At 62.0% G+C, this 23944-nt stretch carries 27 protein-coding genes, 1 tRNA gene and 1 pseudogene; 18 read left to right on the forward strand and 11 right to left on the reverse strand.

The genetic code is table 11. From position 1 onward, the window contains the following. Positions 1 to 12: 12 nt before the first annotated feature. Genes ACO07W_RS19930 through xerD form a run of 3 tightly spaced genes read left to right on the forward strand, consistent with a single transcriptional unit; the run spans position 13 to position 3327 of the window. Positions 13 to 1773: a CTP synthase gene (locus tag ACO07W_RS19930; protein ID WP_421845351.1), complete on the forward strand. Its 1761-nt coding sequence runs from the start codon at positions 13 to 15 to the stop codon at positions 1771 to 1773. Next, positions 1766 to 2389, forward strand: coding sequence for an NUDIX domain-containing protein (locus tag ACO07W_RS19935; RefSeq protein ID WP_421845353.1), 624 nt, complete (start codon positions 1766 to 1768; stop codon positions 2387 to 2389). Before ACO07W_RS19930 ends, ACO07W_RS19935 begins: the two co-directional genes overlap by 8 nt. Next, entirely contained in the window at positions 2386 to 3327 is a 942-nt protein-coding gene (gene xerD, locus ACO07W_RS19940; RefSeq protein ID WP_421845354.1) for a site-specific tyrosine recombinase XerD, read from the forward strand. The genes ACO07W_RS19935 and xerD overlap by 4 nt, the downstream gene beginning before the upstream one ends. 48 nt (positions 3328 to 3375) lie before the next feature. Here xerD and ACO07W_RS19945 read toward each other — a convergent pair whose 3' ends face one another. The 6 genes and pseudogenes from ACO07W_RS19945 to mrf all read right to left on the reverse strand — a co-directional run bounded on the left by ACO07W_RS19945 (position 3376) and on the right by mrf (position 8542). Beyond that, positions 3376 to 4128 (reverse strand): O-methyltransferase, encoded by a 753-nt coding sequence (locus tag ACO07W_RS19945; RefSeq protein WP_421845356.1) that lies wholly within the window; start codon positions 4126 to 4128, stop codon positions 3376 to 3378. Between the two features lie 87 nt (positions 4129 to 4215). Further along, positions 4216 to 5064: a metal ABC transporter permease gene (locus ACO07W_RS19950; RefSeq protein ID WP_421846131.1), complete on the reverse strand. Its 849-nt coding sequence runs from the start codon at positions 5062 to 5064 to the stop codon at positions 4216 to 4218. Next, on the reverse strand, positions 5061 to 5828 hold the full coding sequence (locus ACO07W_RS19955) for a metal ABC transporter ATP-binding protein (protein ID WP_421846132.1): 768 nt from the start codon (positions 5826 to 5828) through the stop codon (positions 5061 to 5063). Before ACO07W_RS19955 ends, ACO07W_RS19950 begins: the two co-directional genes overlap by 4 nt. A gap of 51 nt (positions 5829 to 5879) precedes the next feature. Further along, a pseudogene (locus ACO07W_RS19960) lies at positions 5880 to 6704 on the reverse strand (metal ABC transporter solute-binding protein, Zn/Mn family); the annotation flags it as partial. 339 nt (positions 6705 to 7043) lie between these two features. Next, positions 7044 to 7346, reverse strand: coding sequence for a type B 50S ribosomal protein L31 (locus ACO07W_RS19965; RefSeq protein WP_421845357.1), 303 nt, complete (start codon positions 7344 to 7346; stop codon positions 7044 to 7046). Beyond that, positions 7343 to 8542 (reverse strand): ribosome hibernation factor-recruiting GTPase MRF, encoded by a 1200-nt coding sequence (mrf, locus tag ACO07W_RS19970; protein ID WP_421845359.1) that lies wholly within the window; start codon positions 8540 to 8542, stop codon positions 7343 to 7345. Before mrf ends, ACO07W_RS19965 begins: the two co-directional genes overlap by 4 nt. Before the next feature lie 111 nt (positions 8543 to 8653). Here mrf and rpmB point away from each other — a divergent pair, with 111 nt between their 5' ends. The 11 genes from rpmB (at position 8654) to der (ending at position 15929) form a co-directional block, all read left to right on the forward strand. Then, complete coding sequence (gene rpmB, locus ACO07W_RS19975) at positions 8654 to 8890, forward strand: 50S ribosomal protein L28 (protein WP_421845361.1); 237 nt, start codon at positions 8654 to 8656, stop codon at positions 8888 to 8890. Then, positions 8890 to 9054, forward strand: coding sequence for a 50S ribosomal protein L33 (gene rpmG, locus ACO07W_RS19980; RefSeq protein ID WP_421845362.1), 165 nt, complete (start codon positions 8890 to 8892; stop codon positions 9052 to 9054). The genes rpmB and rpmG overlap by 1 nt, the downstream gene beginning before the upstream one ends. 1 nt (position 9055) lies before the next feature. Next, the gene (rpsN, locus tag ACO07W_RS19985) at positions 9056 to 9361 is read left to right on the forward strand and encodes a 30S ribosomal protein S14 (RefSeq protein WP_421845363.1); all 306 of its coding nucleotides are present in this window, start codon (positions 9056 to 9058) and stop codon (positions 9359 to 9361) included. Beyond that, positions 9362 to 9658: a 30S ribosomal protein S18 gene (gene rpsR / locus ACO07W_RS19990; protein WP_421845364.1), complete on the forward strand. Its 297-nt coding sequence runs from the start codon at positions 9362 to 9364 to the stop codon at positions 9656 to 9658. Next, positions 9655 to 10044, forward strand: coding sequence for a hypothetical protein (locus ACO07W_RS19995; RefSeq protein ID WP_421845365.1), 390 nt, complete (start codon positions 9655 to 9657; stop codon positions 10042 to 10044). The genes rpsR and ACO07W_RS19995 overlap by 4 nt, the downstream gene beginning before the upstream one ends. A 586-nt stretch (positions 10045 to 10630) precedes the next feature. Next, a complete protein-coding gene (locus ACO07W_RS20000) occupies positions 10631 to 11494 on the forward strand; it encodes a ParA family protein (protein ID WP_421845366.1) in 864 nt (287 codons plus the stop codon). Between the two features lie 8 nt (positions 11495 to 11502). Beyond that, positions 11503 to 12306: a segregation/condensation protein A gene (locus ACO07W_RS20005; protein ID WP_421845367.1), complete on the forward strand. Its 804-nt coding sequence runs from the start codon at positions 11503 to 11505 to the stop codon at positions 12304 to 12306. Next, complete coding sequence (gene scpB, locus ACO07W_RS20010) at positions 12303 to 13049, forward strand: SMC-Scp complex subunit ScpB (RefSeq protein WP_421845368.1); 747 nt, start codon at positions 12303 to 12305, stop codon at positions 13047 to 13049. The genes ACO07W_RS20005 and scpB overlap by 4 nt, the downstream gene beginning before the upstream one ends. Next, complete coding sequence (locus ACO07W_RS20015) at positions 13046 to 13801, forward strand: pseudouridine synthase (RefSeq protein WP_421846133.1); 756 nt, start codon at positions 13046 to 13048, stop codon at positions 13799 to 13801. The genes scpB and ACO07W_RS20015 overlap by 4 nt, the downstream gene beginning before the upstream one ends. 47 nt (positions 13802 to 13848) lie before the next feature. Next, on the forward strand, positions 13849 to 14532 hold the full coding sequence (cmk, locus tag ACO07W_RS20020; protein WP_421846134.1) for a (d)CMP kinase: 684 nt from the start codon (positions 13849 to 13851) through the stop codon (positions 14530 to 14532). Beyond that, positions 14529 to 15929 (forward strand): ribosome biogenesis GTPase Der, encoded by a 1401-nt coding sequence (gene der, locus ACO07W_RS20025; protein WP_421845369.1) that lies wholly within the window; start codon positions 14529 to 14531, stop codon positions 15927 to 15929. Before cmk ends, der begins: the two co-directional genes overlap by 4 nt. A gap of 105 nt (positions 15930 to 16034) precedes the next feature. On the opposite strand, the gene ACO07W_RS20030 is transcribed toward der, so the two are convergent. The 3 genes from ACO07W_RS20030 to istA form a co-directional block, all read right to left on the reverse strand. Next, on the reverse strand, positions 16035 to 17309 hold the full coding sequence (locus ACO07W_RS20030; RefSeq protein WP_421840071.1) for an IS256 family transposase: 1275 nt from the start codon (positions 17307 to 17309) through the stop codon (positions 16035 to 16037). Positions 17310 to 17537: 228 nt separating this feature from the next. Further along, complete coding sequence (istB, locus tag ACO07W_RS20035; RefSeq protein ID WP_421839995.1) at positions 17538 to 18329, reverse strand: IS21-like element helper ATPase IstB; 792 nt, start codon at positions 18327 to 18329, stop codon at positions 17538 to 17540. Next, complete coding sequence (gene istA, locus ACO07W_RS20040) at positions 18329 to 19564, reverse strand: IS21 family transposase (RefSeq protein ID WP_421839994.1); 1236 nt, start codon at positions 19562 to 19564, stop codon at positions 18329 to 18331. Before istA ends, istB begins: the two co-directional genes overlap by 1 nt. A 151-nt stretch (positions 19565 to 19715) precedes the next feature. On the opposite strand from istA, the gene ACO07W_RS20045 reads away from it, so the two are divergent. Further along, positions 19716 to 19789, forward strand: a tRNA-Pro gene (locus ACO07W_RS20045). 115 nt (positions 19790 to 19904) lie between these two features. Here ACO07W_RS20045 and ACO07W_RS20050 read toward each other — a convergent pair. Together ACO07W_RS20050 and ACO07W_RS20055 are read right to left on the reverse strand one after the other, a co-directional pair. After that, positions 19905 to 20267 carry a hypothetical protein gene (locus ACO07W_RS20050; protein ID WP_421845370.1) on the reverse strand — a complete coding sequence of 121 codons (363 nt, stop codon included), beginning with the start codon at positions 20265 to 20267 and terminating at the stop codon, positions 19905 to 19907. A 172-nt stretch (positions 20268 to 20439) separates the two neighbouring features. Continuing rightward, a complete protein-coding gene (locus ACO07W_RS20055; protein ID WP_421845371.1) occupies positions 20440 to 21108 on the reverse strand; it encodes a hypothetical protein in 669 nt (222 codons plus the stop codon). A gap of 252 nt (positions 21109 to 21360) precedes the next feature. On the opposite strand from ACO07W_RS20055, the gene ACO07W_RS20060 reads away from it, so the two are divergent. The 3 genes from ACO07W_RS20060 (at position 21361) to ACO07W_RS20070 (ending at position 23760) form a co-directional block, all read left to right on the forward strand. Beyond that, positions 21361 to 22017, forward strand: a complete 657-nt coding sequence (locus ACO07W_RS20060; RefSeq protein ID WP_421845372.1) for a hypothetical protein — start codon at positions 21361 to 21363, stop codon at positions 22015 to 22017. Positions 22018 to 22223: 206 nt separating this feature from the next. Further along, complete coding sequence (locus ACO07W_RS20065; protein ID WP_421845373.1) at positions 22224 to 23342, forward strand: hypothetical protein; 1119 nt, start codon at positions 22224 to 22226, stop codon at positions 23340 to 23342. Positions 23343 to 23532: 190 nt separating this feature from the next. Then, positions 23533 to 23760 (forward strand): hypothetical protein, encoded by a 228-nt coding sequence (locus tag ACO07W_RS20070; RefSeq protein WP_421845374.1) that lies wholly within the window; start codon positions 23533 to 23535, stop codon positions 23758 to 23760. The last annotated feature ends 184 nt before the right edge of the window (positions 23761 to 23944 follow it).

Here is a 23944-nt window from a genome sequence, read left to right on the forward strand (position 1 = left end):
GAGGTCGCTCATTTGCGTAAGCATCCGCAAACCGCTACTAAGTACCTCTTCGTCAGCGGTGGGGTCGCTTCCTCGCTTGGCAAAGGCCTAACTGCTAGCAGTCTTGGCCAGCTGCTGACCGCTCGTGGCCTCAGCGTCACGATGCAAAAGCTAGACCCCTACCTCAACGTGGACCCGGGCACCATGAACCCGTTCCAGCACGGCGAAGTCTTCATCACCGAGGACGGCGCGGAGACCGACCTCGATGTCGGGCATTACGAGCGCTTCCTCGATCGCGATTTGTCGGGCTTTGCAAATGTGACCACCGGTCAGGTTTATTCGACCGTCATTGCCAAGGAGCGCCGCGGCGAATACCTCGGCGACACTGTGCAGGTGATCCCGCATATCACCGACGAGATCAAACGTCGCATCTTGGCGATGGCCGAACCGAATGCTGATGGGAAACGCCCGGATGTGGTCATCACTGAAATTGGTGGCACCGTTGGTGATATAGAGTCTCAACCCTTTTTGGAAGCTGCGCGGCAAGTCCGGCACTATCTCGGCTGGGAGGACGTTTTTTTCCTGCACGTATCGCTGGTTCCCTATTTGGCGCCGTCGGGTGAGCTGAAGACCAAGCCGACTCAGCACTCGGTGGCTGCGCTGCGCAGCATCGGTATCACTCCGGACGCGCTGATCCTGCGGTCCGATCGTGATGTTCCCGAAGCCCTAAAAAACAAGATCGCATTGATGTGCGACGTCGATATCGATGGTGTCATCTCCACTCCGGACGCACCCTCGATCTACGACATTCCCAAAGTGTTGCATCGCGAGGAGCTCGACGCTTTTGTGGTGCGCCGGCTGAACTTACCGTTTCGCGATGTCGACTGGACAGAGTGGGATGACCTGCTGCGCAGAGTGCATGAACCGCATGAAACGGTACGAATCGCCTTAGTCGGCAAGTATGTGGAACTTTCGGATGCATACCTGTCGGTGGGCGAGGCGTTACGCGCCGGCGGCTTCAAGCACCGGGCCAAGGTCGAGATCTGTTGGGTAGCGTCGGACGATTGCGAGACGCCCAGTGGCGCCGCGACCGCACTCGCCGACGTCCATGGCGTGTTGATACCGGGCGGGTTCGGGATCCGGGGTATCGAAGGGAAGATCGGCGCCATCCAGTACGCGCGGTCGCGGGCCTTGCCGGTGTTGGGGTTGTGTCTCGGTCTGCAATGCATCGTGATCGAAGCCGCTCGCTCGGTTGGTCTCAGCGCGGCGAATTCGGCGGAATTTGATCCGGGAACACCGGATCCCGTGATCTCTACGATGGCCAACCAAGAAGACGTGGTGGCTGGCCAGGCTGACCTCGGCGGGACAATGCGCCTTGGGGCCTATCCTGCTGTCTTGGATCCGGATTCGATTGTGGCCCAGGCCTATCAGTCAACGCAGGTCTCCGAGCGGCACCGGCATCGGTACGAGGTTAACAATGCCTATCGGGATCGGATCGCTGAAAGCGGCCTGCGGTTTTCCGGAACGTCACCCGACGGGCATCTCGTCGAGTTCGTCGAGTATCCGCCAGACCAGCATCCCTTCGTGGTTGGCACCCAGGCGCACCCGGAGTTGAAGAGCCGACCCACTAGGCCGCATCCGCTGTTTGCCGCATTCGTCGGGGCAGCAATCGACTACAAAGCGGGCGAGTTGTTGCCGGTCGAGATGCCTGAAATCACGGAGCATGCATCCAACGGCAATCAAAATCGCGACGGCGTCAGCCATCCTCTACCGGAACCTGTAACTCGTGGCTGAACATGTTTTCGAGACCCTGTCGTCCCAAACATTGCACCGCGGAAACATTTTCGCTCTGCGCAGCGATCAGGTGCGGATGCCGGGGGGAAACACAGCAGTACGCGAAGTCGTCGAACACTACGGTGCGGTCGCGATCGTGGCGATGGACGATGACCACAACATTCCGATGGTCTATCAATACCGCCACGCGGTCGGCAGGCGGCTCTGGGAGCTGCCCGCAGGCTTGCTGGATATCGCGGGGGAACCACCGCACCGCACCGCCGCCCGAGAGCTTATGGAGGAAGTCGGCCTGCAGGCCAAGACCTGGCAGGTACTCGTTGACCTCAATTCCGCCCCCGGCTTCAGCGACGAATCGGTTCGCGTCTTCCTAGCCACCGGACTCACCGAGGTGCGCCGGCCCGAAGCGCATGACGAAGAAGCCGACATGACTATTGGTTGGTATCCCATAGCCGAGGCGGCTCGCCTCGTGTTGTGCGGAGAAGTCGTCAATTCGATTGCCATTGCCGGGATTTTGGCTGCCTACTCGGTGACAACCGGATTTGCCGAGCCACGTCCGCTGGAGAGTGCTTGGATCGACAGGCCGACCGCGTTCGCGGCCCGCAAGGCCGCACGATGACCACGCTGATGCTGGACTCGCAGCTGGAAGGCTACCTCAATCATCTGACAATCGAGCGGGGCGTTGCGGCCAATACATTGAGTTCCTATCGCCGTGACTTGCGCCGATATTCGAAGCACTTGTCAGAGCGCGGGATAAGCGATCTGGCCGAGGTCGCCGAGGACGACGTTAGCGAGTTTCTGGTTGCGCTGCGGCGCGGGGATCCCGACTCTGGTGCGGCGGCGCTGTCTGCGGTCTCGGCGGCTCGGGCGCTGATCGCCGTGCGTGGGCTGCACCGGTTCGCCGCCGCAGAAGGACTGGCCGAACTAGACGTGGCGCGCGCTGTCAGGCCACCGACTCCAAGCCGACGGTTGCCCAAGAGCCTGACGATCGACGAAGTGCTGGCTCTGCTCGTGGCGGCCGGCGGTGACAACCCAGCCGACGGACCGCTGACGCTGCGCAGCCGTGCGTTGCTGGAACTGCTGTACTCCACGGGCTCTCGAATCTCCGAAGCCGTCGGTTTGGATGTCGACGACATCGATACTCACGCCAGATCTGTGCTATTACGCGGCAAAGGCGGCAAACAGCGGCTGGTCCCAGTGGGACGCCCGGCGGTGCAGTCGATCGACGCCTATCTTGTACGGGGCCGTCCAGATTTAGCTCGACGAGGACACGGAACACCTGCCATGTTCCTCAACGCACGTGGCGGCAGGCTGTCTCGGCAAAGCGCGTGGCAGGTTCTTCAGGACTCTGCTGAGCGCGCCGGCATCACTTCCGGAGTGTCGCCGCATATGCTGCGGCATTCTTTCGCCACCCATTTGCTTGAAGGTGGAGCCGATGTCCGTGTGGTGCAGGAACTTCTGGGCCATGCCTCGGTGACAACAACGCAGATCTATACGCTGGTCACTGTTCATGCGCTGCGCGAAGTGTGGGCGGGAGCGCATCCGCGGGCTCGCTAAACGGGCTAGGTTCGCCCGCGTCGGCAGCGTGACGAGAAAACCGCGCCGTCAGTTGCCTAGGTATTCCGATTCCAGCACCAAGTCAGCTACCAGGCTCTGGTATTCGAGATGCGTTTTGTGCTCGGCCGTGTTCCACATCCCGCCCTGGTGATGCTGCATGTACTTGCGGTATTGCGGCGCGCCCGGCACTTTGACGTTGTCGGCCACCACAATGGCGCCCGCATGTAGCCAGCCGCGATCGAGGATGCTCTGCAGGTCGGCCAGGTAAGCGCTTTTGTCGTGGTCGAGGAACACAAAATCCAATGACTCAGTAGTGAATCCATGGTGGTTGGCCAGTTTTTCCAGGGTATGCCCACCGTCGCCGATGGTGCCGACCACACACGTCACGCGGTCGTCGACACCGGCGTGAGCCCAGATTTTCCGGGCATTTGCGGCATTGGCTTCGGCGAGTTCTATGGAATACACCTTGGCGTTCGGTGCGGCGCGTGCGATCCGCAGGGCGCCGTAGCCACAGTAGGTGCCCAACTCCAACGCCAGCGTCGGTTCAGCGCGTTGAACCGCGGCGTCGAGGAGTAATCCTTTTTCATCCCCGACGTTAATCAGCAGCGACTTGTCGTAGGCGAACTTATCGATGGTCGCCAGCACGTCGTCGATATCGTTGGTTCGAGCGTTTTGGAGTACGTAGTCGACGGCGGCGGCTTCGCGTCCGTCACCGATCTGGCCGGTCTTGTTCAGATGCCGGGCGCCGGTGGCCATGCGCAGGATCGACCGCAATGGGCTGGTTCGAGGCTTTCTTAGCATAGCTGACTAGTTTAGGCGAAGGTCGATCAGCCGCGGAATCACCCCATCTTGACTGTGGCGTCTAACAAAACAACCTTCACACGTTGTCTACCGGTGACGCCCGAGCAACCAGCAAATCAGGTATATCAAGAAGGAAATGGTGGCGACGAAGACCGACACCGGGACGCCGGGGGCCAGCGACAAGACGATACCGCCGACCGCGGAGATCTCGGCGAAGATCACCGAGGTCACCATCGCGGCCACTGGTGCGACGACCACCCGGGCGGCCGCGGCAGCGGGGGTGATCAGCAAAGACATCACCAGCAGCGCCCCGACGATCTGCACAGCCTGGGCGGCCACCACACCGACCAGCGCCGCGAACACGATCCCAAGAGTGCGAACTGGTACGCCGCGCGCGGCGGCGACTTCGGGATCGACGGTTGCGAACAATAGTGGTCGGTAACAGACGGTCAGAACGGCGACGACAAGCAAACAAACCGCTGCCAGCATGGCCAGCCCGGAGTAACCAACCCCGACGATCTGGCCGGTCAACAGCGCGAAACTGGTCCCGGTGCGTCCTGGATAGAGGTGGATGAACAGGACCGCCAGACCCAGCCCGAACGCCAACACCACACCAATTACCGAATCTCTCTCCCGAGTTCGCTGACCCAGGACGCCGAACAACGCAGCGGCCATGGCGCTACCGACGAGGGCACCGACACCCACGTTAAACCCGGTAAGTAGAGCGAATGCGGCGCCGGTCAACGACAATTCGCTGGAGCCATGGACGGCAAACGACATCTGGCGCATCACAATGAACGGGCCGATCAGGCCGGCCACCAGACCCAGCAGCACAGCCGCGACGAGCGCTTGCTGAACAAAGTCGTGCCTGAGCAGGTGGGCGGTGATCTCGAAGGAGAACATGTGGTCCACCATGTCGGTGAGCCGGTCGTTCATTGGCATTGTTCTTCCGGCTGGCCGACGACCACGTAGCGCACCTCGTGTCCGTGGACGACTTTCACCACCTGCATGTCCGCGCGGTACAGCGCCGACAACGTTTCGCTGGTCATTACCTGTTCGACGGTGCCGATCAAGAATCGCCCGTCGACCAGATATAGCAGTCGATCCACATACGGCAGGATCGGATTGACCTCGTGGGTGACGACAATGACCGTGGTTCCAGCTTCTCTGCGCCGCCGGTCAATTAGCTCTGACACCAGCTTCGCGTTGGCCGGATCCAGGGCCAGTAGCGGTTCGTCGCACAACATCAGTGTCGGGTCGCTGGCCAGCGCCTGTGCGATTCGTACCCGTTGCAACTCCCCGCCGGACATCAGCCCCACCCGGACATCGGCGAGCCGTTCCCCATTGACCTGTTGCAATGCTCGGCGCACGGCGTGGCGGCGGTGGACACGACCTGAGGACCACAGCGGCATGCTGCCCCAGCGGCGCCCGTCTACCCCCAGACGAACCAGGTCGCGACCTCGCAGCATCACCTCCCGGTCGATCGGGCGGTGTTGCGGCACATAGCCGATACACACGTTTCCCGTGCTAATCGGCTCACCGTTGACCAGCGCGCTACCGGCATCGAGCTGCAGCTGGCCAAGCAGCACCTTAAGAAGCGACGTCTTGCCGGTGCCGTTGGGACCCAGCACCGCGATGAACTCACCAGGGGAAACAGACAGGTCCAGATGTTCCCAGAGCACGCGGTTACCGAACGCCATCCGAGCGCCGGCTAACGTGACTGCGTGCTCCGTCACTGGCGGTGACTAGCTGTCTGACCGCAACGCAGCGGTCAGTTGGTCGACGGTATTGCGCTGCCAGGTAAGGTAATCGGTCCCGTTGGGCAAGGTCTCGGTCACCTCGGCGACGGGTATCCCTGCGCGCCGCGCCGCTGCCCGCAGTTCACCGGTCGCGAGCGTGGGCGTCTGCGGGTTTACTAGCAATGCTGCGACTTCACGACCGGCGATCATATCGAGAACAGTTGCCATGTCGGCTGGGGACGGGTCGTTGTCGTTTTCGCTGGCGGCAATGAAGGTGCTTGGAGTCCGATTTTTCAGGCCTGACGCGGCTAGCAGGTAGTACCCGACGGGTTCGGTCGCGATGACCCCGACAGCCGGGTGGTCGGTAGCGATCGCATGCTCGGAAATTGCGATCGCGTCTGCGCCGCGGTCGAATTCAGCGGCGTTCGCGCGGTAGTCGACGGAATTGGCGGGGTCGGTGCTCGCCAACCGGTCAGCAATCGCAGTAGCGACCGCCTTGGCGGTATTTAGGTTGTAAAAGACGTGTTCGTTTGGTGCATATCCGTCACTGGATGCGTCCAGAAGCGAGTAGGCATCGACAGTATGGACATCGGGATGGCCGGCCACGATCTGGTCAACCCATGGGTCGTAGCCGCCGCCGTTGTAAATCACCAGCTCAGCGTCGACAATCGCGGCCGCATCCGCGGGGCTGGCCTGGTACGAATGCGGATCGGCATCAGCATCGGTGAGGATGGACTTCACTGGGACATGCCCGCCGGCGATGGCGCGCGCGACGCTGCCCCACACATCGGTGGAGGCCACCAGGACAACCGAGCCCGGGTGCGCCGCACTGTCGATTCCGCAGCCAGCCAGGGCGGTAGAACCGGACAGAGACACGAGCGCGGTGCACAGCACGCTCGATATCCGGTCTAGCACCTTTGGCACGTCCATGTCCTTTCGAGCAGCTCGGTCGGCCGCCTGGCCATCCTAATGAAAATCGTTTCCACCACAAAGTTGTTGCAATTGTGGGCCGACGCCACGCTCGCGCGGCATCAAAGCCTGCGAGCGGTCCATGGATCTGTTGATCGTTGCTACCAAACGCTATGCATGAAAGTCGTTGCGGTATTGAGTAGCTAGAGTTTCGGCAGATAGATCTGGCACAACCGAAGTTTGCCTGGGCTAGTGCATCATGCTCAGCTATTGGGACTGATCGTCGTTGCCTGCCGGCCCACTTGGATCGAAAGTGTGATGTAGACCGTAGCGTCGGTTGAATTTCTCGACTTGTCCGGCGCTATCGACGATGCGACGTTTCCCGGTCCATACAGGGTGGGACTCGGAGCTGACTTCGACAATAATCAGCGGATACGTTCGCCATCCCGCGGGTGTTTCCCATTCGATGGTGCGATTGCTGGTAGCAGTCGACCGGGTTAAGAACGCCGCGCCGGTATTGGCGTCTTGGAAGACGACGGGTCGGTAGTCGGGATGGATGCCGGCTTTCATAGGTGCTCTCCGTCGGTGTCGTTGGTTTCGGTGTTGAGGCTGCGGGCAGGGATTGGCTCGCTGCACGGCTCTTCATGCCATTGGCCGAAAGGGTCGTGCAGCTTCGGCCATCTGTCGCGGTGGCGCATCTCCGCATCGGTAAGTAGGGCGCCGCGCAGTGCCTCGCGGATTGTGTTGGGATCGGCGCCGCACACCAAAATCACCATCGAACTGTGTCGATCGCCGTGCTGGTCGTCCCAGAACGCCGCGGCAAGCGCGCGGCGTTCGGCAACCGCGTAGGCCAGTTCTGACTCGCTCATAGCCGCTAGCCAGAGCCCGGCGGAACTGACCCGCAAGCCGCCCCCAGCGGATTCCAGCCACATCACCTGACCGTCGTTACTGGCCAACCACAGCCGGCCGCGGACGCGAACAACGTCCTCCAACAAGACGTCCAGGGCATCGTGAAGTCGCTCGGGGTGAAAGGGGCGGCGGGCGTGAAACTCGATCAACCGCACCATTCCGGCCACCTCCAGCGGCGGTTGTCCCACCAGCAACGAGCCGTGCGGATCGTTGCTGCGACCTCGCCGGGCGGCAACAGGCAGATGTTCCAGGGCGCCGTGCACGGCGTCGGCGTTGGCGATGACGCGGGCCAGGGGATTGAGCCGAACCAACACCTCGAGCAGATCCGCGGGCGGGGGAGCGCAGACGATCAAGTCCGCGAACTCGGCTTGGGCGACGACGACTTGCGCCACCGTGCGTCCATCTGCCAATTCTTCATCGCCTAGCGCTTGCGGCAGCCACACCATGACATCAACACATGTGATGACCGCTGTGACCACGACGTCGCGTGCGGCAGGGCCTTCTTCAAAACCTGGGCCGGCACCGACGCGGACATGACGGATCGCCCAGCAGATCGGTTCAGGTTCCGCCCATGGGGTCAGCTGCACCACAACACATTCGACGTCGGACCGTCGATGCATTTTGCGGAGCAGCACCAGAAGGTCGTTGCGGATGGTGCACGACACGCACCCATGCGCGAGCTCCAATGCCGTCTCGGCCATTGTCACGACGCCGCGCTGCAACATGATGATGCGGCGACGCACAACGTGACCATCGAGGTGGTGCTCGATCACCGCCGTGCCAGCCCGGCGAAGGAGTTCAACGGCCACAGCGGCGGTGCCCTCTTGTCCAGTCACGAGGATCACCGGGGTGCGCATCGCCCTCCTTATCGATAACGGTTTTCATTAGGGCGGTGCCGAGGGTACAGTGCCACACAGCAGTTGTCGAAAATCATTTTCATTAAGCCGGGTTTCGGGGAAGGATCTCTTTTGTCTGCCCACTGCCAAGTCACCGGCCGTAAGCCGGGATTCGGAAACGCCGTGTCGCACTCCCATCGCCGAAGCCGTCGACGATGGTCACCCAACATTCAGCGACGAACGTATTACCTGCCGTCGGAGGGGCGTCGCATTCAGCTGCGGTTGTCCACCAAGGGCATGAAGGTCATCGATCGCGACGGCATCGAGGCGGTCGTGGCACGTCTGCGTCGGCAGGGGCAGCGGATCTGATGGCACGCGATGACATCAGGCCAGTCGTGAAGCTGCGTTCCACGGCGGGCACCGGGTACACCTATATCACCCGAAAGAACCGACGCAACGATCCCGACCGCCTCCTCCTGCGCAAATACGACCCGATTCTGCGGCGTCACGTGGACTTTCGCGAGGAGCGTTGACATGGCCAAGAAGTCCAAGATCGTAAAAAATCAGCAGCGCGCGGCCATCGTCGCCCGTTACGCTGAGCGTCGCGCCAAGCTCAAAGAGATCATCCGGTCCCCGTCGAGCACAGCCGAACAGCGGACCGCCGCCCAACACGCCCTTGCACGCCAACCCCGTGACGCCAGCCCCGTGCGACTGCGTAATCGCGATGCCATTGACGGCCGGCCGCGTGCCCACCTCCGGAAATTCGGGCTGTCCCGGGTTCGGGTCCGCCAATTGGCCCACGACGGACACTTGCCCGGCGTCCGGAAAGCCAGCTGGTAGATGGCCGCCCAATCCGCACGAAAGCGCCGGAGCGATTCGCCCAAGCCGGCGCAGGCGAAGAAAAACCTCCTCAATAGCCTGGGCATCGAGCGTGTCGACTACAAAGACACTGCAACGCTGCGGGTGTTCATCTCCGAACGCGGCAAGATTCGGTCTCGGGCAGTCACCGGCCTGACAGTTCAGCAGCAACGCCAAGTCGCCCAGGCGATCAAGAATGCTCGCGAGATGGCGCTGCTGGCCTACCCGGGACACGCCGGCCGGGGAGCCGCCGCTTCGCAGGCGGGTAGGAATCTATGACCCGATCAGGCCAATCGACCGCCCGCCCGTTCACCCTGGCCCTGTGTGCCGCATGCCGATCCCACCTCGGCTCGACAGCACTCGAACGATTAGCGGCCACAGTCAGCCGCACCGAGCATGGGGTGCTCGTTACCGCGGGCTGCCTGCTCGGAGAATTCACCTGCCTAGCCCGCCGGGATGTCGGTAAAACGGTGCTGATGTTGCAGCCCTGCTCGGTGGATCGCGTCGCATGCGGACCGGCCCGATGGATCGGAGTGACCGACAATGTCGATGACCTGCAGATCGTCTGTGCTTGGCTGGAGCGAGGCAACTGGGAACGCGATCATCTGCCTGGCCGCCTGCGCCTCACGCTGCCGATGACCCGCCGCAGCATTGCGGCGAATTGAGATTCGACGTCTGCGGGCGAGTTCACCGGTGGGTAGAAGCTGCCCACCGAATTCTCCTTTTCCAGCCGGACACCCCGGGCCGAAGATGCCGATACGCCCCGCGCTGCGGCGCCTTAGGCTACCCGGCGCCGCGCGCAACGAATCCGCTGTTGAGGCGTCGGTTGACCACGCTGGCGGCCGTAAGCCCTGCGCGACGGTGATGTTGATCCGGTCAGCGGTCCGCGGGCCTGTCGACGATCATCAAATGGTGTGACCGCTGCGCTGAACTCATGACGATCCTCGGCGTAACCGGCAGGTTCGCTGAGTGGGCGGCATTTGATAGGCACCACCCATGACGTTCGCTGGCGCGCCCGACCCAGCTCGAATGCGGCCGACGGTCCGCATGTCCTCTTACCGGCGGCGCCGGCAGTCTGTTTTCTTCCTGTAGACGTTTCTGCTTCCTGACGTCACGCCGGCCATTTGGGTCGCGTCAGCGCGTATTGGCTTCGCTAGTTTGCCCGCGGGTCGCCCTGTTCAGGTGTGAGTACCCGTTAGACTTTCCTGCGATATCCACCTTGACGCCCGCCACCAGGAGCCGCGACCGGACATGACCGACCACGGCGAGATCGGCAGTGAACTCGGCCCAACGGGGCGGCCGCCGCGGCTGATCCCCGAGCCCAAGCCGTGCGCCTCGCACGGCCCAGCCAAGGTCGTCGCGCTGTGCAACCAGAAGGGCGGCGTCGGCAAGACCACATCGACGATCAATGTGGGCGCCGCCCTCGCCGAGTATGGCCGCAGGGTGCTGTTAGTGGATCTGGACCCTCAGGGCGCGTTGTCGGCGGGACTGGGCGTATCGCACTATGAGCTCGACCGGACTGTGCACAACCTGCTGGTAGAACCGCGAATGCCGATCGATGATGTGCTGCTGCACACGCGCGTGAATCGCATGGATCTGGTGCCGAGCAATATCGACCTGTCGGCCGCAGAAGTCCAGCTGGTAAACGAGGTCGGCCGCGAGCAGACGGTGGCCCGGGCGCTGCACCCCGTTCTAGACCGTTACGACTATGTATTGATCGACTGCCAGCCGTCGTTGGGTCTGCTCACGGTAAACGGTCTGGCCTGCGCGGACGGGGTTGTCATCCCGACCGAGTGCGAATTCTTCTCGCTGCGCGGCTTGGCGCTGCTCACCGACACCGTTGACAAAGTACGCGACCGGCTCAACCCGAAACTAGACATCAGCGGAATTCTGGTCACCCGCTACGATCCGCGCACCGTAAATTCGCGAGAAGTCATGGCTCGCGTGGTAGAGCGGTTCGGTGACCTGGTATTCGACACGGTGATCACCCGCACGGTGCGGTTCCCAGAAACCACTGTCGCCGGTGAACCGATCACCACATGGGCCCCGAAGTCTTCGGGCGCCGTCGCCTATCGCGCGTTGGCCCGCGAGTTTATCGACCGATTCGGCGTGTGAACGGCCGCGTGAACGTTGAGGCGACCCCCCAAAATGGCTTTCAGGTCCGGCTGACCAATTTCGAGGGGCCATTCGACCTGCTACTGCAGCTGATCTTCGCGCATCGCCTCGACGTTACTGAGGTAGCCCTGCACCAGGTCACGGACGATTTCATCGCCTACACCAAAGAAATCGGGTCTCGGCTGGGGCTGGAGGAGACCACGGCCTTCTTGGTGATCGCCGCGACGTTGCTCGACCTCAAAGCTGCCCGGCTACTGCCAGCCGGCCAGGTAGAAGACGACGAAGACTTTGCGCTGTTGGAGGTTCGCGACCTGCTATTCGCCCGGCTGCTGCAGTATCGGGCGTTCAAGCATGTCGCCGAGATGTTCGCCGAACTCGAGGCCACCGCGCTGCGCAGCTATCCCCGCTCTGTGTCACTCGAAGATCGGTTTACGGGGTTGCTTCCCGAAGTAATGCTCGGCTTCGACGCGGACCGGTTTGCCCAGATCGCGGCGATTGCGTTTACCCCGCGGCCGGTGCCGACGGTGGCCACCGAACATTTGCACGAACTCCAGGTCTCGGTTCCCGAGCAAGCCAAACGACTATTGGCGATGCTGGAAGAACGGGGCACCGGTCAGTGGGCTACATTTTCGGAGCTGGTCGCCGATTGTCGGGCTCCAATCGAGATTGTCGGGCGCTTCCTTGCACTGCTCGAATTGTTCAGGTCGCGAGCGGTAGCATTCGAGCAGTCAGAGCCCCTTGGCTTGCTCCAGATTTCGTGGACCGGGGAACGACCGAACAACGAAACCCTGGTAGAAGAGCGAGACTTATGACCCGCGCCGGTGACGATACGCAGCGCAGCGATGCGGAGGAGGGTCGCTTTGTGGTCGGCCAACCATCCGATCTCGATTTGGGCCGCGAAAACCTAGATATCGCGGAAGACCCGCTCGATGCTGAAGAACTCCGCTCAGTGCTGGAGGCGTTGCTGCTCGTGGTGGATACGCCAGTAACCGTCGATGCCCTGGCCGCGGCCAGCGAACAACCTGTGTATCGAGTCGCGGCCAAGCTGCAGCTGATGGCAGATGAACTCGCCGAGCGCGACAGCGGGATCGAACTTCGCCAGACTGCCGGGGGCTGGCGGTTGTACACCCGCGCCCGGTTCGCCCCCTACGTTGAGAAGCTACTGCTCGACGGTGCCCGGTCAAAGCTCACCCGAGCCGCGCTGGAAACGCTTGCCGTGGTGGCCTACCGCCAACCGGTAACACGCGCGCGGGTCAGTGCAGTGCGCGGGGTCAACGTGGACGCCGTCATGCGCACCCTATTAGCGCGCGGCTTGATCACCGAAGTTGGCGCTGACGCTGACAGTGGCGCGGCAACGTTCGCTACGACAGAGCTTTTCCTTGAGCGCTTAGGGCTGTCGTCACTGGCTGAACTTCCCGACATTGCGCCGCTGCTTCCCGATGTTGACACAATCGATGATCTGAGCGAATCCCTGGACAGAGAGCCGCGTTTCATGAAATTAGCGGGCGATCCCTCGCCGGGTGAGGCACAGTCGTTCGACGTGGATCAAGACTGATGATCGAGCGTGACGAGTCGCGGGGGACCCGCCTGCAGAAAATACTGTCCCGGGCCGGCATTGCCTCGCGAAGGGCCGCAGAAAAGCTGATCATCGACGGCCGGGTCGAGGTGGACGGGCAGTTGGTCACCGAGTTGGGTACCCGGGTCGATCCAGACGTGTCGGTGATCCGCGTCGACGGGGCCAGAGTGGTCGTCGACGACTCGTTGGTCTATCTGGCGCTCAACAAACCACGCGGCGTGCATTCGACGATGTCCGACGACCGCGGCCGGCCGTGTATTGGCGATCTGATCCAACGCCGGGTGCGGGGAAACAAGAACCTGTTTCACGTCGGTCGGCTCGACGCAGACACCGAGGGACTAATCCTCCTAACGAACGACGGCGAACTGGCACACCGGTTAATGCATCCCTCCCATGAGGTGCCGAAGACATATTTGGCGACAGTTACAGGTTCGGTGTCCCGTGGGCTCGGCAAGAAGCTGCGAAACGGGGTCGAGTTGGAAGACGGACAGGCGGCTGTCGACGATTTCGCAGTGGTGGACGCGATCCCCGGGAAAACTCTGGTGCGGTTGACCTTGCACGAAGGACGTAACCGGATAGTGCGCCGGCTGCTAGCTAGCGTAGGCCTACCGGTGGAGGCGTTGGTGCGCACCGACATCGGCGCGGTGTCGTTGGGTGAACAACGCCCGGGCAGCGTTCGGGCGCTGCGGCTCGACGAGATTGGGGAACTATATAAAGCGGTGGGGCTGTGAGTGGAGCAAGCGGAGTGAGTGATAAGGCGACAACAAACCACGTCGACATGGGCGACCTCGTCGTCGCGATCGATGGACCGGCCGGAACCGGAAAGTCTTCGGTTGCAAAAGGCTTGGCGCGCAAACTCGGGGCACGGTTCGTGGATACGGGGGCAATGTACCGGATGGTGACACTTGCCGTGCTACGCGCCGGAATCGATCCGATGGATGCCGAAGCAGTAGAGCAGTGCGCCTCGGCGGCGCAGTTGTCGATGAGCTACGAAGCCGATGAGAGTCGCTTTTACCTTGCCGGAGAGGATGTTTCGTCGGAGATCCGTGGCGACGAGGTGACCCGCGCAGTGTCAGCAGTGTCGTCGGTTCCCGCGGTGCGTACCCAGCTAGTGCAACTGCAGCGCACACTGGCCGACGGTACCGGCAGCGTCGTCGTAGAAGGCCGCGACATCGGCACCGTTGTGCTACCAGACGCGCGAGTAAAGATCTTTTTGACTGCGTCTGCCGAAACGCGAGCCCGCCGCCGCAACGAGCAGAACGTTGCGGCAGGTTTGGCCGACGACTATGACGGCGCGCTTGCCGATGTGCGACGGCGCGACTACCTCGATTCGACGCGCGCCGTCTCGCCACTGCGACAGGCACCCGATGCCGTCCTGGTTGATACCAGCACGATGACCGAGGCAGAGGTGATTTCGCACTTGTTCGAGCTGGTGAAACAGCGAAGCGGAGCAATCCGGTGACCCAGGATGGCACCTGGACCGACGAAAGCGACTGGGAGCTCGACGACTCACATTCGACGGATCTTGTCGCCTCCGGGCCGCCACCGATCGTGGCGGTGGTGGGCCGACCCAACGTCGGCAAGTCGACGCTGGTCAACCGGATCCTCGGGCGCCGGGTTGCGGTGGTCCAGGACGTTCCAGGTGTGACACGCGACCGGGTGTCCTATGAGGCGTTGTGGACCGGGCGCCGCTTCCTGGTGCAGGACACCGGGGGATGGGAGCCCGACGCGAAAGGGCTACAGCAGTTGGTGGCTGCGCAGGCTTCGGTGGCCATGCGAACCGCTGACGCGATCATCCTGGTGGTTGATTCCGCAGTGGGTGCCACTACCGCCGACGATGCCGCGGCCCGCATTTTGCTGCGTTCGGGTAAGCCGGTCTTCTTGGCCGCCAACAAGGTCGACAGCGCCAAGGGCGAGGCGGACGCTGCGGCGTTGTGGTCGCTGGGACTTGGCCAGCCGCACGCGATCAGCGCCATGCACGGTCGCGGCGTGGCCGACCTGCTCGATGAGGTGCTCGCCGCCCTGCCCGAAGTCGCTGAATCGGGTTCTGGCAGTGGCGGCCCGAGGCGGGTGGCGTTGGTCGGCAAACCCAACGTGGGAAAAAGTTCGCTGCTCAACAAGCTCGTCGGTGATCAGCGGTCGGTAGTGCATGAGGTCGCGGGCACCACTGTCGACCCGGTCGATTCGCTGATCGACTTGGGCGGCAAAACCTGGCGGTTCGTCGACACCGCGGGCTTGCGCCGCAAGGTCGGGCAGGCCAGCGGACACGAATTCTATGCCTCGGTGCGAACACACGGGGCCATCGACTCAGCTGAGGTAGTCGTCGTGCTCATCGATGCCTCGCAGCCGCTGACTGAACAAGACCAGCGGGTGTTGTCCATGGTCGTGGATTCTGGACGGGCGCTGGTGCTGGCTTTCAACAAGTGGGATCTGGTCGACGAGGACCGCCGTGATCTGCTCGACCGCGAGATCGACCGTGAGCTGGTTCAGCTGCGCTGGGCGCAGCGTGTCAACATCTCCGCAAAGACAGGTCGTGCGGTGCAGAAGCTGGTACCGGCCATGGAGAATGCCCTGGCGGCGTGGGACACCAGGATCGCGACTGGTCCGCTCAATAGCTGGGTCAAGGAGGTGGTGGCGGCCACGCCGCCCCCGGTACGTGGCGGGAAGCAACCGCGGATCCTGTTCGCTACCCAAGCTTCTGCCCGCCCCCCGACCTTTGTGCTGTTCACCACTGGTTTTCTAGAGGCTGGCTACCGACGGTTCCTGGAACGACGGCTGCGCGAGACGTTTGGATTCGAGGGCAGCCCAATCCGGATCAGCGTGCGGGTGCGGGAAAAACGCGGCGCCAAGCGCCGCTAGCGACTCACGGATGCCGGAAGAACACTGTTGAGCCTTCGTCTGGGCTGCAGGGTGGCGTCTTAGGACTGGTGTAAAAACGCTGGGCGCATGTTCCTGGTGGTCATGTTACGCGGCGGTGGTGTCGGTCGTGGTTGTTGTGGTGGGGGGATGCAGTGGGCGGGGTGGCTCGAGCAGTTGGTGGCGTAGTTCTTGGAGGTGGCGGCTGGTCGCTGATGTTTGGGTGACTCCGCGCCAGCCGCGGCTGGCGCGGTCGAGGACGGCCCATACCAGCGACAGACAGCTGGTTTCGCCGGGTAGGCGGCCGATGACCTTGACCCGGCGACGGGATTCTCCGAAGGTGCGTTCGATGAGGTTGGAATGGCGGATGCGTGTCCAGTGTTGGCGGGGGAAGCGCAAATGCACGCTCAGCGAGGCGAAGTCGTTGGCCAGGCAAGCGACCGCGGCTGGGTAGAGCCCGCGGTATGTGGTGGTGAACTCCTCGGCGCGGCGGGTGGCTTCATCCACGGCCTGCTGGCCGGGTGGCTGGTCAATGTCATCGAAGATCGACCAGAACGCGGCTTTGATCTCGTCCTGGACCGCGACAGGTGTCTTGGCGATGACGTTACGGCAGCGATGGATCAGACACCGCTGACGCAGGCTTGCCGGAAACGTGGTCTCCCATGCGGCGATCAGGCCCGGCGCCCCGTCGGAGATGCCCAGTAGCGGCGGGCGTAGTCCCCGGTTCCTCAGGTCAGCCAAGAAGTCGGCCCACGCATCAGCCGACTCCGCTGCGGCTGGGGCCAGCCCAATAAACAGGGGCTTGCCGTCGGTGCAGATGCCCCAGGCGGCCAGCACCGGCTCGGCCGGGGCGTTGGGATGCATCCGAAAGTTCGAGGCATCCAAGAACAGGTAGTCCAACACCAGCTCATCAAGGCGTCGAGACGACCACGCAGCGAACTCGTCTTTGATGGCCGCACAAATCCGGCTCACCGTCGAGCGCGACAACGCCGCCTGCGAGCCCAGCACCTCGGCCAACGCGGCCTCGATGTCGCGATCCGACAAACCGCGCACCCATCCCGAAATCACCAACGCCTCCAGAGCGTGGGTGCGCGTCACCCCGGCACCGAATAGCCGCGAACAGAACCGCTCGTCGGTGTCGCGTAGTTTCGGGCGGCATAATTCGACCGAGCCCATCGTGGTCTTCACCGTCGCCGGCGGTTGATACCCATTGCGGTACCCGCCCGGGCCGTCCTGAACCCGACGCTGGTGACGGGCTCGGCCCAACACTGCTTCTACCTCGGCCTCCACGGCGACCTGAAACACCAGACGCACCGATAACCGCCCGACCTCCTCCAAAATCTCGGTCAACGGCCGCTCGGTCGCGGCGAACAACTGATCCATCTCAACACGCACACGCTCAATCGGCGATACTCGCTTGGTCACGGGCGTAGCCCCTCCTTCATAGCTTTCGTCGGTTGCGACGGAACCTACGCCCGTGACCATTTACACCAGCGATGAGACGCGACCGGCTGCAGGTCGCATAGGCTGTCGGCAGTCTTACCGAGGATCTTGTCAACGGCAAGTGAAAACTGATCAGGTTTCGGCAATCGAAAATTGACCAGCTTGGTTTCATTGGTCCTCGGCTGTGGTGGTGTGGCCGAGGTCTCGGTCTTTGATGCGGTAGCTGTCTCCTTTGAGGGCGATGACTTCGGCGTGATGGACGAGTCGGTCGATCATGGCGGCGGCGACTACGTCGTCGCCGAACACTTCGCCCCACCGCCCGAAGGGCTTATTCGAGGTGACGATGAGACTGGCCCGTTCGTAACGCGACGACACGAGTTGGAAGAACAGATTGGCGGCTTCGGGTTCAAACGGGATGTAGCCGACTTCATCGACAACCAGCAGGGGGTAGCGGGCCAGCCGCGCCAATTCGGCTTGCAGGGTGCTGTTGTGATGGGCGCGAGCAAGACGATCAACCCATTGCGAAGCGGTCGCGAACGCAACGCGGTGACCTGCTTGACAAGCGCGCATCGCAATCCCGATCGCCAGGTGGGTCTTGCCGGTCCCTGGTGGGCCGAGGAACACCACGTTGTCTTTAGCGGTGACGAAGTCCAGGGTGCCCAGATGGGCGATGATGTCGCGTTTGAGACCGCGGGCATGATCGAAGTCGAACTCTTCCAACGATTTACGTGATGGGAAGCGGGCAGCGCGGATGCGCCCTTCGCCGCCGTGAGATTCCCGAGCCGACACCTCACGCTGCAGACACGCCGCGAGGAATTCTTCATAGCTCCACGCTTCGGTTCGGGCGCGCTCAGCGAGACGTTCGATGGCCTCACGCAGCGTCGGGGCTTTCAACACCCGGGTCAGATACGCCAGCTCAGCGGTGACATCACGGCTGCTGGTCGCGGTCTTGGCAGCCATCACGCCACCGGCCCGTCAAGGCCCAACAAGGCGTCGTAATCAGCGAGACGGCGTTGTTCGACCTCCACGTGATGCGGTGGACCAACAACCTCGAGCCGTTTGCGCCGCAGCAGTTTCGCGGCCTGGACATGTTCGGGATCGCTGATCGTTTGATGTTTGGCCCAGATCCGGTCGTGGTCGGCGACCAGCGTGCCGTCACACCAGACCCGCACCCGGTTTAGATCTGCGATGATCTCGATACGGCGGCCGATCGCGGCCGGATGCACCGAGTAATCGTTGCTGTCGAGGCGCACGTAATGATCGCGAGGCAACCGCGTTGAGCGTCGCCATCCGATGCTGGGCCCAACCGGCGGCAATGCCAGCATCGCTGCGGTATCGGCGGCGATGCGATCTGCTGGCCGGCATCCCAGCACCCGATGCTGGCGGTGGTTGGCCCCCACCAGCCAGGCCTGCAACTGGATGTTGAAATCGGCTGGGGAGCCAAACACCCGCCCCGGCAAAAACGCCCGCTCCAAATAGTCATGGAACCGTTCAACCAGACCCTTGGCCTCAGGATCAGCGGGTTTACAGATCCCTACCGTGGTGGCCAAGGTCCCGCGGAAAGCCTGACATGCCGGGGTCAACTCTGGTCGGCGTGCCCGCCACCGCCCGACCGCGCCCTCACCATCCCACACCAACACCCGTGGAACCGCACCCAACGTCGAAAGATGCTGCCACCAACCGGCATACAAGTCTTCGGCAGCGCGTGTCGGAATCAACAGCGCCGAAGCCCACCGTGAATACCCACACACCATGGTCAACACCGGTAACGTCGCCGCCCTACGAACCTGGCCATACCCCACCGGCACCACAACATCGGGAAACCAGAAGTCACACTGCCCGACCTCACCGGCCACATACGTCGTCCGTGACACCGGATCCGGCGCCAAATACAGTGGCCGTAACTCACGCACCCGCCCACTCAGTGTGCGGATCGAATACGACCAACCGATCCGCTCAGCAATCACCGTCGCCGGCATCCGCGGATAGGCCGCCAACAACTCCCGAATCCGCGGCTCGGCCTCATCAGCAACAGAACCCCTCACCGCACGCCGATACTTCGGCGGCCCATCAGAAGCCAACGCCGACTTCACCGTATTCCGCGAAATACCCATCACCCGCGCAATCTCGGCAATCGGCAACTGCTCCGACCGGCGCAACCGGCGAATCTCAGCCCAATCCTCCACGTTCAACACCTGCCTCCTCCTTGACACATAGCCAAGGCACTCTAGGAAGCTGGTCAATTTTCAATTGCCGCCCACTGGTCAGTATTCAGTTGCCGCCGACAGATCTGCGGTAGGCTTTCGAGCTGCTGTCGGTGAACTCACTGCGGGCAGCAGGCACGACCGGGCTGTGGCGCAGTTTGGTAGCGCACTTGACTGGGGGTCAAGTGGTCGCAGGTTCAAATCCTGTCAGCCCGACATAGGAAAAACCCACTCTGACCAGAGTCGGAGCGGGCTTCTTGTTTCCGAACTCTTTGTCTGTTTTGGGTCAGTGTCCCAAGAGTGTCCCAAGCGATATTCGGTGGGCCACGCGTCAGCCGAACAGCGCGGCACCGGCAGCGCGTAGATCCTCGTGTTGGGCATCAGAGTAGATCGACAGTGAGACCGACGGATCATGGCCGTGCCACGCGGCCACGATGTGCACTGGCAAACCGCCGGCCAACATCAGGCTGACGCTGGTGTTACGAAGACCCTTGAGCTGGATCCGGCGGAGGCCGGCGCGCAAGCGCAGGCGCTGAAACTGGTCGGAGTACCACTCGTGGCGGATGGGTGAGCCGTTCTCCCGTACTGCGACCAGGCGCTCGTCGGACCAGCCGCTGCCGAAGGCGCGTGCTTCATCTTGCTGGCGGGCCTTGAGTTCCTGCAGCGCGGTGACCAGCTCCGCGGGCAGGCGCACTGGCCTGTGAGGTTGGGCACGGCGTAGTCAGATCGCGGACATGGAGCGGTGTCTTTGGTCCTCCTGGCGGATACAAAGCGGGGGACAATTGCTGCGCTCAATGCGAAGGTGCGGGATACAAAGCTGTCTCTACCGCTCGCAGCCGTTGGGATCTGAGCAAGGCTCTGGTTGCCTACGCCGACCGCTCCATTCGCCGAACCTTGGCGGCGCATAACCCGTGTTCAAGGCCATCCCTATGCCGCGTGAATTGCTCAGCCTCCCACTTCGCGAGCACATCGAACTCACTCTCGATGGCGCGGTACTCGCCGCATTGATCAACATGCTTGCCGCACACGCAGTAGTAAGGACGCGTCTCGTGTCGACCGTGGTACACGGTCAGGCGCGAGAGTGCTTGCAGTATTAACCCTGTCGCGCGACGCGCTCGGTCGCGTTGATTGTGAGCCTCAGCGACTTCCTCGCCGGCGAGCCACTCGGCCAGGCCATTCTCGACCTGATGTTCTTTCACAGCCGCACGAAGCGTGGCGATCAACTCAACCTGATCCGACACTTCGGCCTTGGCGGTCCTGAGTTCTGACCGCAACAGATTGAGTTGCTTCTGGAAATCTTCACGCGGCCGGTGACGAGCCTCGCTGAGATCTTCCTGCAGCACACCGATCTCGGACAGGTAGAGCTGGGCGTGGTCGCTGTCGCGTAGCCGGCGGGCTTCGTCATCAGCGCCAATGTGCCGACGGCAGCTCTTGCAGATGACCTGATCGTGGACGGACCGGAACACGAACTCGTTCAGCAACCGACAGCAGTCGCACTTGACCATGACCGCGCGGTGCAGCGGATGTTTGTGCATGCTGTACCCCTTCCGGGTGTTGCTGTCCATCCTCCCATCTCTGCCCGACACCTTCGTGGCACTCATGCGCTGTGTTCGCACATCCTCGCGAGATATCTGAGCTCTGTTGCTCGCTGCAGCGGCGAGGACCCGGTACAACGTAGAAATCTGGTGGCGGACGGGATCGGCACCCACAACAATCAACACGTGGGCTACGCGGATGATCCTGTCGGGTATAGGGAGCGGCTGGTTCTTAAGCTGCAACCGGATCGGATGCGCGCCACGATGGCGTTTGCGGGGCTATATCAGCTGACGCACGAGATGATCAAGCAGATTGTGCTCGACAAGGTGCGCGACTTCTTCTGCATGGGCGCGATCGGCCTCGGGGAAGTCATGTCGACCGCAGAACGGGAGCAATACCGCCAAGGCGTTCTTCGGCTTGCGCCGAAGAACGCCTTCCGCGCGTCGCTGGCGATCTTCTTCATCAACGGCATCGAGATGTCCGTGTTGGAAGCAAATCTCAACCAGCACGTGTGGAACCGGCCCGCGATGGCGGGCGTCGTCCGCGCCGTGGCTGACCGAACGCGTGACCTACTGCCTGCGGTCGGCGCCGTACTGAAGGAGCTCTATCCAGACAACGCCAGCGAGGTTCAGACTCTGTTCAGCAGGACGATCACCCGCCTTGAATTTGGTATTCCGCCAGACCTGATCGACTTGGCGCAACTGGAGCTTGGTCTCAATCGGCAACAGCTGCTCGCGCTGAAGAATGCGGGACTGACCGATCTGCAAGCGGTTATCGACGCGGAGCCCGACAGCCTGAGCGAGGTTGTTGGAGGCAAGAAGGTTGCAGAGACGCTGCAGACAGTCTGTCGTATGGCAATCGAACTCCGGGCCACAACCGAGATTGACCTAGCGCCGCCCGTCGAATAGGCGGCGCTATCTCGGTGACCGTGCGGAGTGAATGCGTCCATGGCTGCCCACCCTGTGGGCAGCTCCGTCGGGTACGTAACCAAGTGCGACGACCGTGAGCATCTCAGCGTTTAGGTCTTCAACCCGACCCCGCCAAAGCGTCGCGCACCTACCGACCCTTTGAGTCATCGCCACACGATCTGGGGTTTCTCGTAACATCCCGCACTATGGTCAACGACGACTCCCGCAGTGAGACACCCGCGGCGCAATCAACAACCGCGCGCACGATCTGGCCTGGGATTGGGCGAGGATTCGCCCACGAAGAACTACCCAAACACCTCTTCACCGTCGCCGCACTGCACGCCCGCCGTGCGCTCGCCGCTGCCGAACACCAACTTGACCAACTCGATCGCGCCGGCTCGATAGGGACGGCAGTCGAGCTACTAGGTAAAGCCGCCCTCACCCTCATATCACCGACGCTGATCGCGGAAAGGGACGCCAAGAGCCTACTGCTGTACTCAGGTATCCCCGCGATATCACCGCACGAAGCAAAAACAAAGACAGCGGCCGAATGTCTGTCGATCCTGAATCACTCTCATTCCATTGACTTCAACCTGCAGAGAGATTCCAAAATATTTTCCGTAAGAAACTTCGCACTTCATATGGGACAAGTCGATGCAACCCTATTCCACGAAGCGTTGAATACAATGACACGACTCAACGAAGCCATACTTAACATCACCGCCAGCTTTGATCCCACGTTAGACAGAACCAAATTTTGGGGGGCTGAGCTGCTCTCGCAAGTTGATGAACGGCTAAAGCAGGAACAGGAAGTCCGCCAGCTCGAACTCGACGAGTTGATGGCTGCGGCCCGGCGAAACTACGAACGACTGCAACAGATGGGCATGGACAACGAGGCATTTAAGCAACTCGCTGACCGAGACCCAGAACTTAACGATGCCGAGGAACTTCTACTCCAAACCAATTACAAGACTGCGCGAGCAGAATGCCCCGTCTGTGGATACGAAGGCTGGCTTGCCTATACCGCCACCGGCGGCAGAGGAACCCCATGGACGGAACAACCCAGTGAGGTAGAGAGCTGGCGCGCCTACCCATGGTACTTGGTTGAGATAGAACTCCAATCGTGCGAATTCGTCTGCAGCTTATGCGGACTACATCTGAATTCCGAATTGCTTGACCTCACACACTTGGATGACCACATGCGGATAACCAGCGAAGCAAACCAAGAAGAAATCGACGCTCTAGAATCCTACCAAGTTGATTCGTACCTCGAATCTGAAGACTACGAACGTAGGCGTCGAGAGCGCTTCGAAGGACTTTACTAACCTCCCCAAGCCACTACTTACCAATTCTCGCTTGGCTGCCCGATCCCGTCAGCCTCAACCCGCGTCTGACCAGCCGGTTGCGACCTTGGGTATTAAGCGACCATCTAGTACTGCAGCCGTAGTTCGGGATCGGTGTGGTTGGGCGTGTCTGCCCTGGTTGGGGCAGTGACCGGGGCATTGTTCGGAGTTTGTGAAAACATCTGAATATGCCGCGGTCGCCGCGGTTCATAGCCTAGACGCTGAGCGTTGGCACGCGGCGTTTTCGGCGGTGATCGACCGGATCGCGCCGCGTTTTGCCCGCTACGAACCGCCGCGCCATGCCGGCGAGTTGCTGGCTGGAAATGCAACCACCGTTGAGGAGGCCGCCCGGGTCGTACTGCGATTCGTCGAGCGGATTGATATGGCAAGCGACAAGTAGGGCACCCGGCGTTCTGCCGTTGAAGAACCGCGGCGATGACGGACTCCGCGGCGCTGGCAAAGTCTGAATAGCGATGCCGCGGGTGAGTGGTGGGTTAGATCAATCGGCCGTCGAGATGCCACGGACCTCCCAGTCGGGCACACGCCAGGTCGTCGATCGCCGCGCGGCCCAGTGTCCCAACAGT

This window comes from Mycobacterium sp., from assembly GCF_965230835.1.
In the GTDB taxonomy this organism is placed as follows: domain Bacteria; phylum Actinomycetota; class Actinomycetes; order Mycobacteriales; family Mycobacteriaceae; genus Mycobacterium.

What these genes read in the sequence shown, in the direction of transcription:
- ACO07W_RS20030 (WP_421840071.1), bottom strand. Translation starts at nt 17,309, where the DNA reads ATGGATCAGTTGTTCGCCGCGACCGAGCGGCCGTTGACCGAGATTTTG.
- cmk (WP_421846134.1), top strand. Translation starts at nt 13,849, where the DNA reads ATGGGCGACCTCGTCGTCGCGATCGATGGACCGGCCGGAACCGGAAAG.
- ACO07W_RS20065 (WP_421845373.1), top strand. Translation starts at nt 22,224, where the DNA reads ATGGTCAACGACGACTCCCGCAGTGAGACACCCGCGGCGCAATCAACA.
- mrf (WP_421845359.1), bottom strand. Translation starts at nt 8,542, where the DNA reads ATGCGCACCCCGGTGATCCTCGTGACTGGACAAGAGGGCACCGCCGCT.
- istB (WP_421839995.1), bottom strand. Translation starts at nt 18,329, where the DNA reads ATGGCTGCCAAGACCGCGACCAGCAGCCGTGATGTCACCGCTGAGCTG.
- scpB (WP_421845368.1), top strand. Translation starts at nt 12,303, where the DNA reads ATGACCCGCGCCGGTGACGATACGCAGCGCAGCGATGCGGAGGAGGGT.
- ACO07W_RS19945 (WP_421845356.1), bottom strand. Translation starts at nt 4,128, where the DNA reads ATGCTAAGAAAGCCTCGAACCAGCCCATTGCGGTCGATCCTGCGCATG.
- ACO07W_RS20000 (WP_421845366.1), top strand. Translation starts at nt 10,631, where the DNA reads ATGACCGACCACGGCGAGATCGGCAGTGAACTCGGCCCAACGGGGCGG.
- ACO07W_RS20060 (WP_421845372.1), top strand. Translation starts at nt 21,361, where the DNA reads ATGCGCGCCACGATGGCGTTTGCGGGGCTATATCAGCTGACGCACGAG.
- rpmG (WP_421845362.1), top strand. Translation starts at nt 8,890, where the DNA reads ATGGCACGCGATGACATCAGGCCAGTCGTGAAGCTGCGTTCCACGGCG.
- ACO07W_RS19965 (WP_421845357.1), bottom strand. Translation starts at nt 7,346, where the DNA reads ATGAAAGCCGGCATCCATCCCGACTACCGACCCGTCGTCTTCCAAGAC.
- ACO07W_RS19955 (WP_421846132.1), bottom strand. Translation starts at nt 5,828, where the DNA reads ATGGCGTTCGGTAACCGCGTGCTCTGGGAACATCTGGACCTGTCTGTT.
- ACO07W_RS19950 (WP_421846131.1), bottom strand. Translation starts at nt 5,064, where the DNA reads ATGAACGACCGGCTCACCGACATGGTGGACCACATGTTCTCCTTCGAG.
- rpsN (WP_421845363.1), top strand. Translation starts at nt 9,056, where the DNA reads ATGGCCAAGAAGTCCAAGATCGTAAAAAATCAGCAGCGCGCGGCCATC.
- ACO07W_RS20055 (WP_421845371.1), bottom strand. Translation starts at nt 21,108, where the DNA reads ATGCACAAACATCCGCTGCACCGCGCGGTCATGGTCAAGTGCGACTGC.
- xerD (WP_421845354.1), top strand. Translation starts at nt 2,386, where the DNA reads ATGACCACGCTGATGCTGGACTCGCAGCTGGAAGGCTACCTCAATCAT.
- rpsR (WP_421845364.1), top strand. Translation starts at nt 9,362, where the DNA reads ATGGCCGCCCAATCCGCACGAAAGCGCCGGAGCGATTCGCCCAAGCCG.
- ACO07W_RS19995 (WP_421845365.1), top strand. Translation starts at nt 9,655, where the DNA reads ATGACCCGATCAGGCCAATCGACCGCCCGCCCGTTCACCCTGGCCCTG.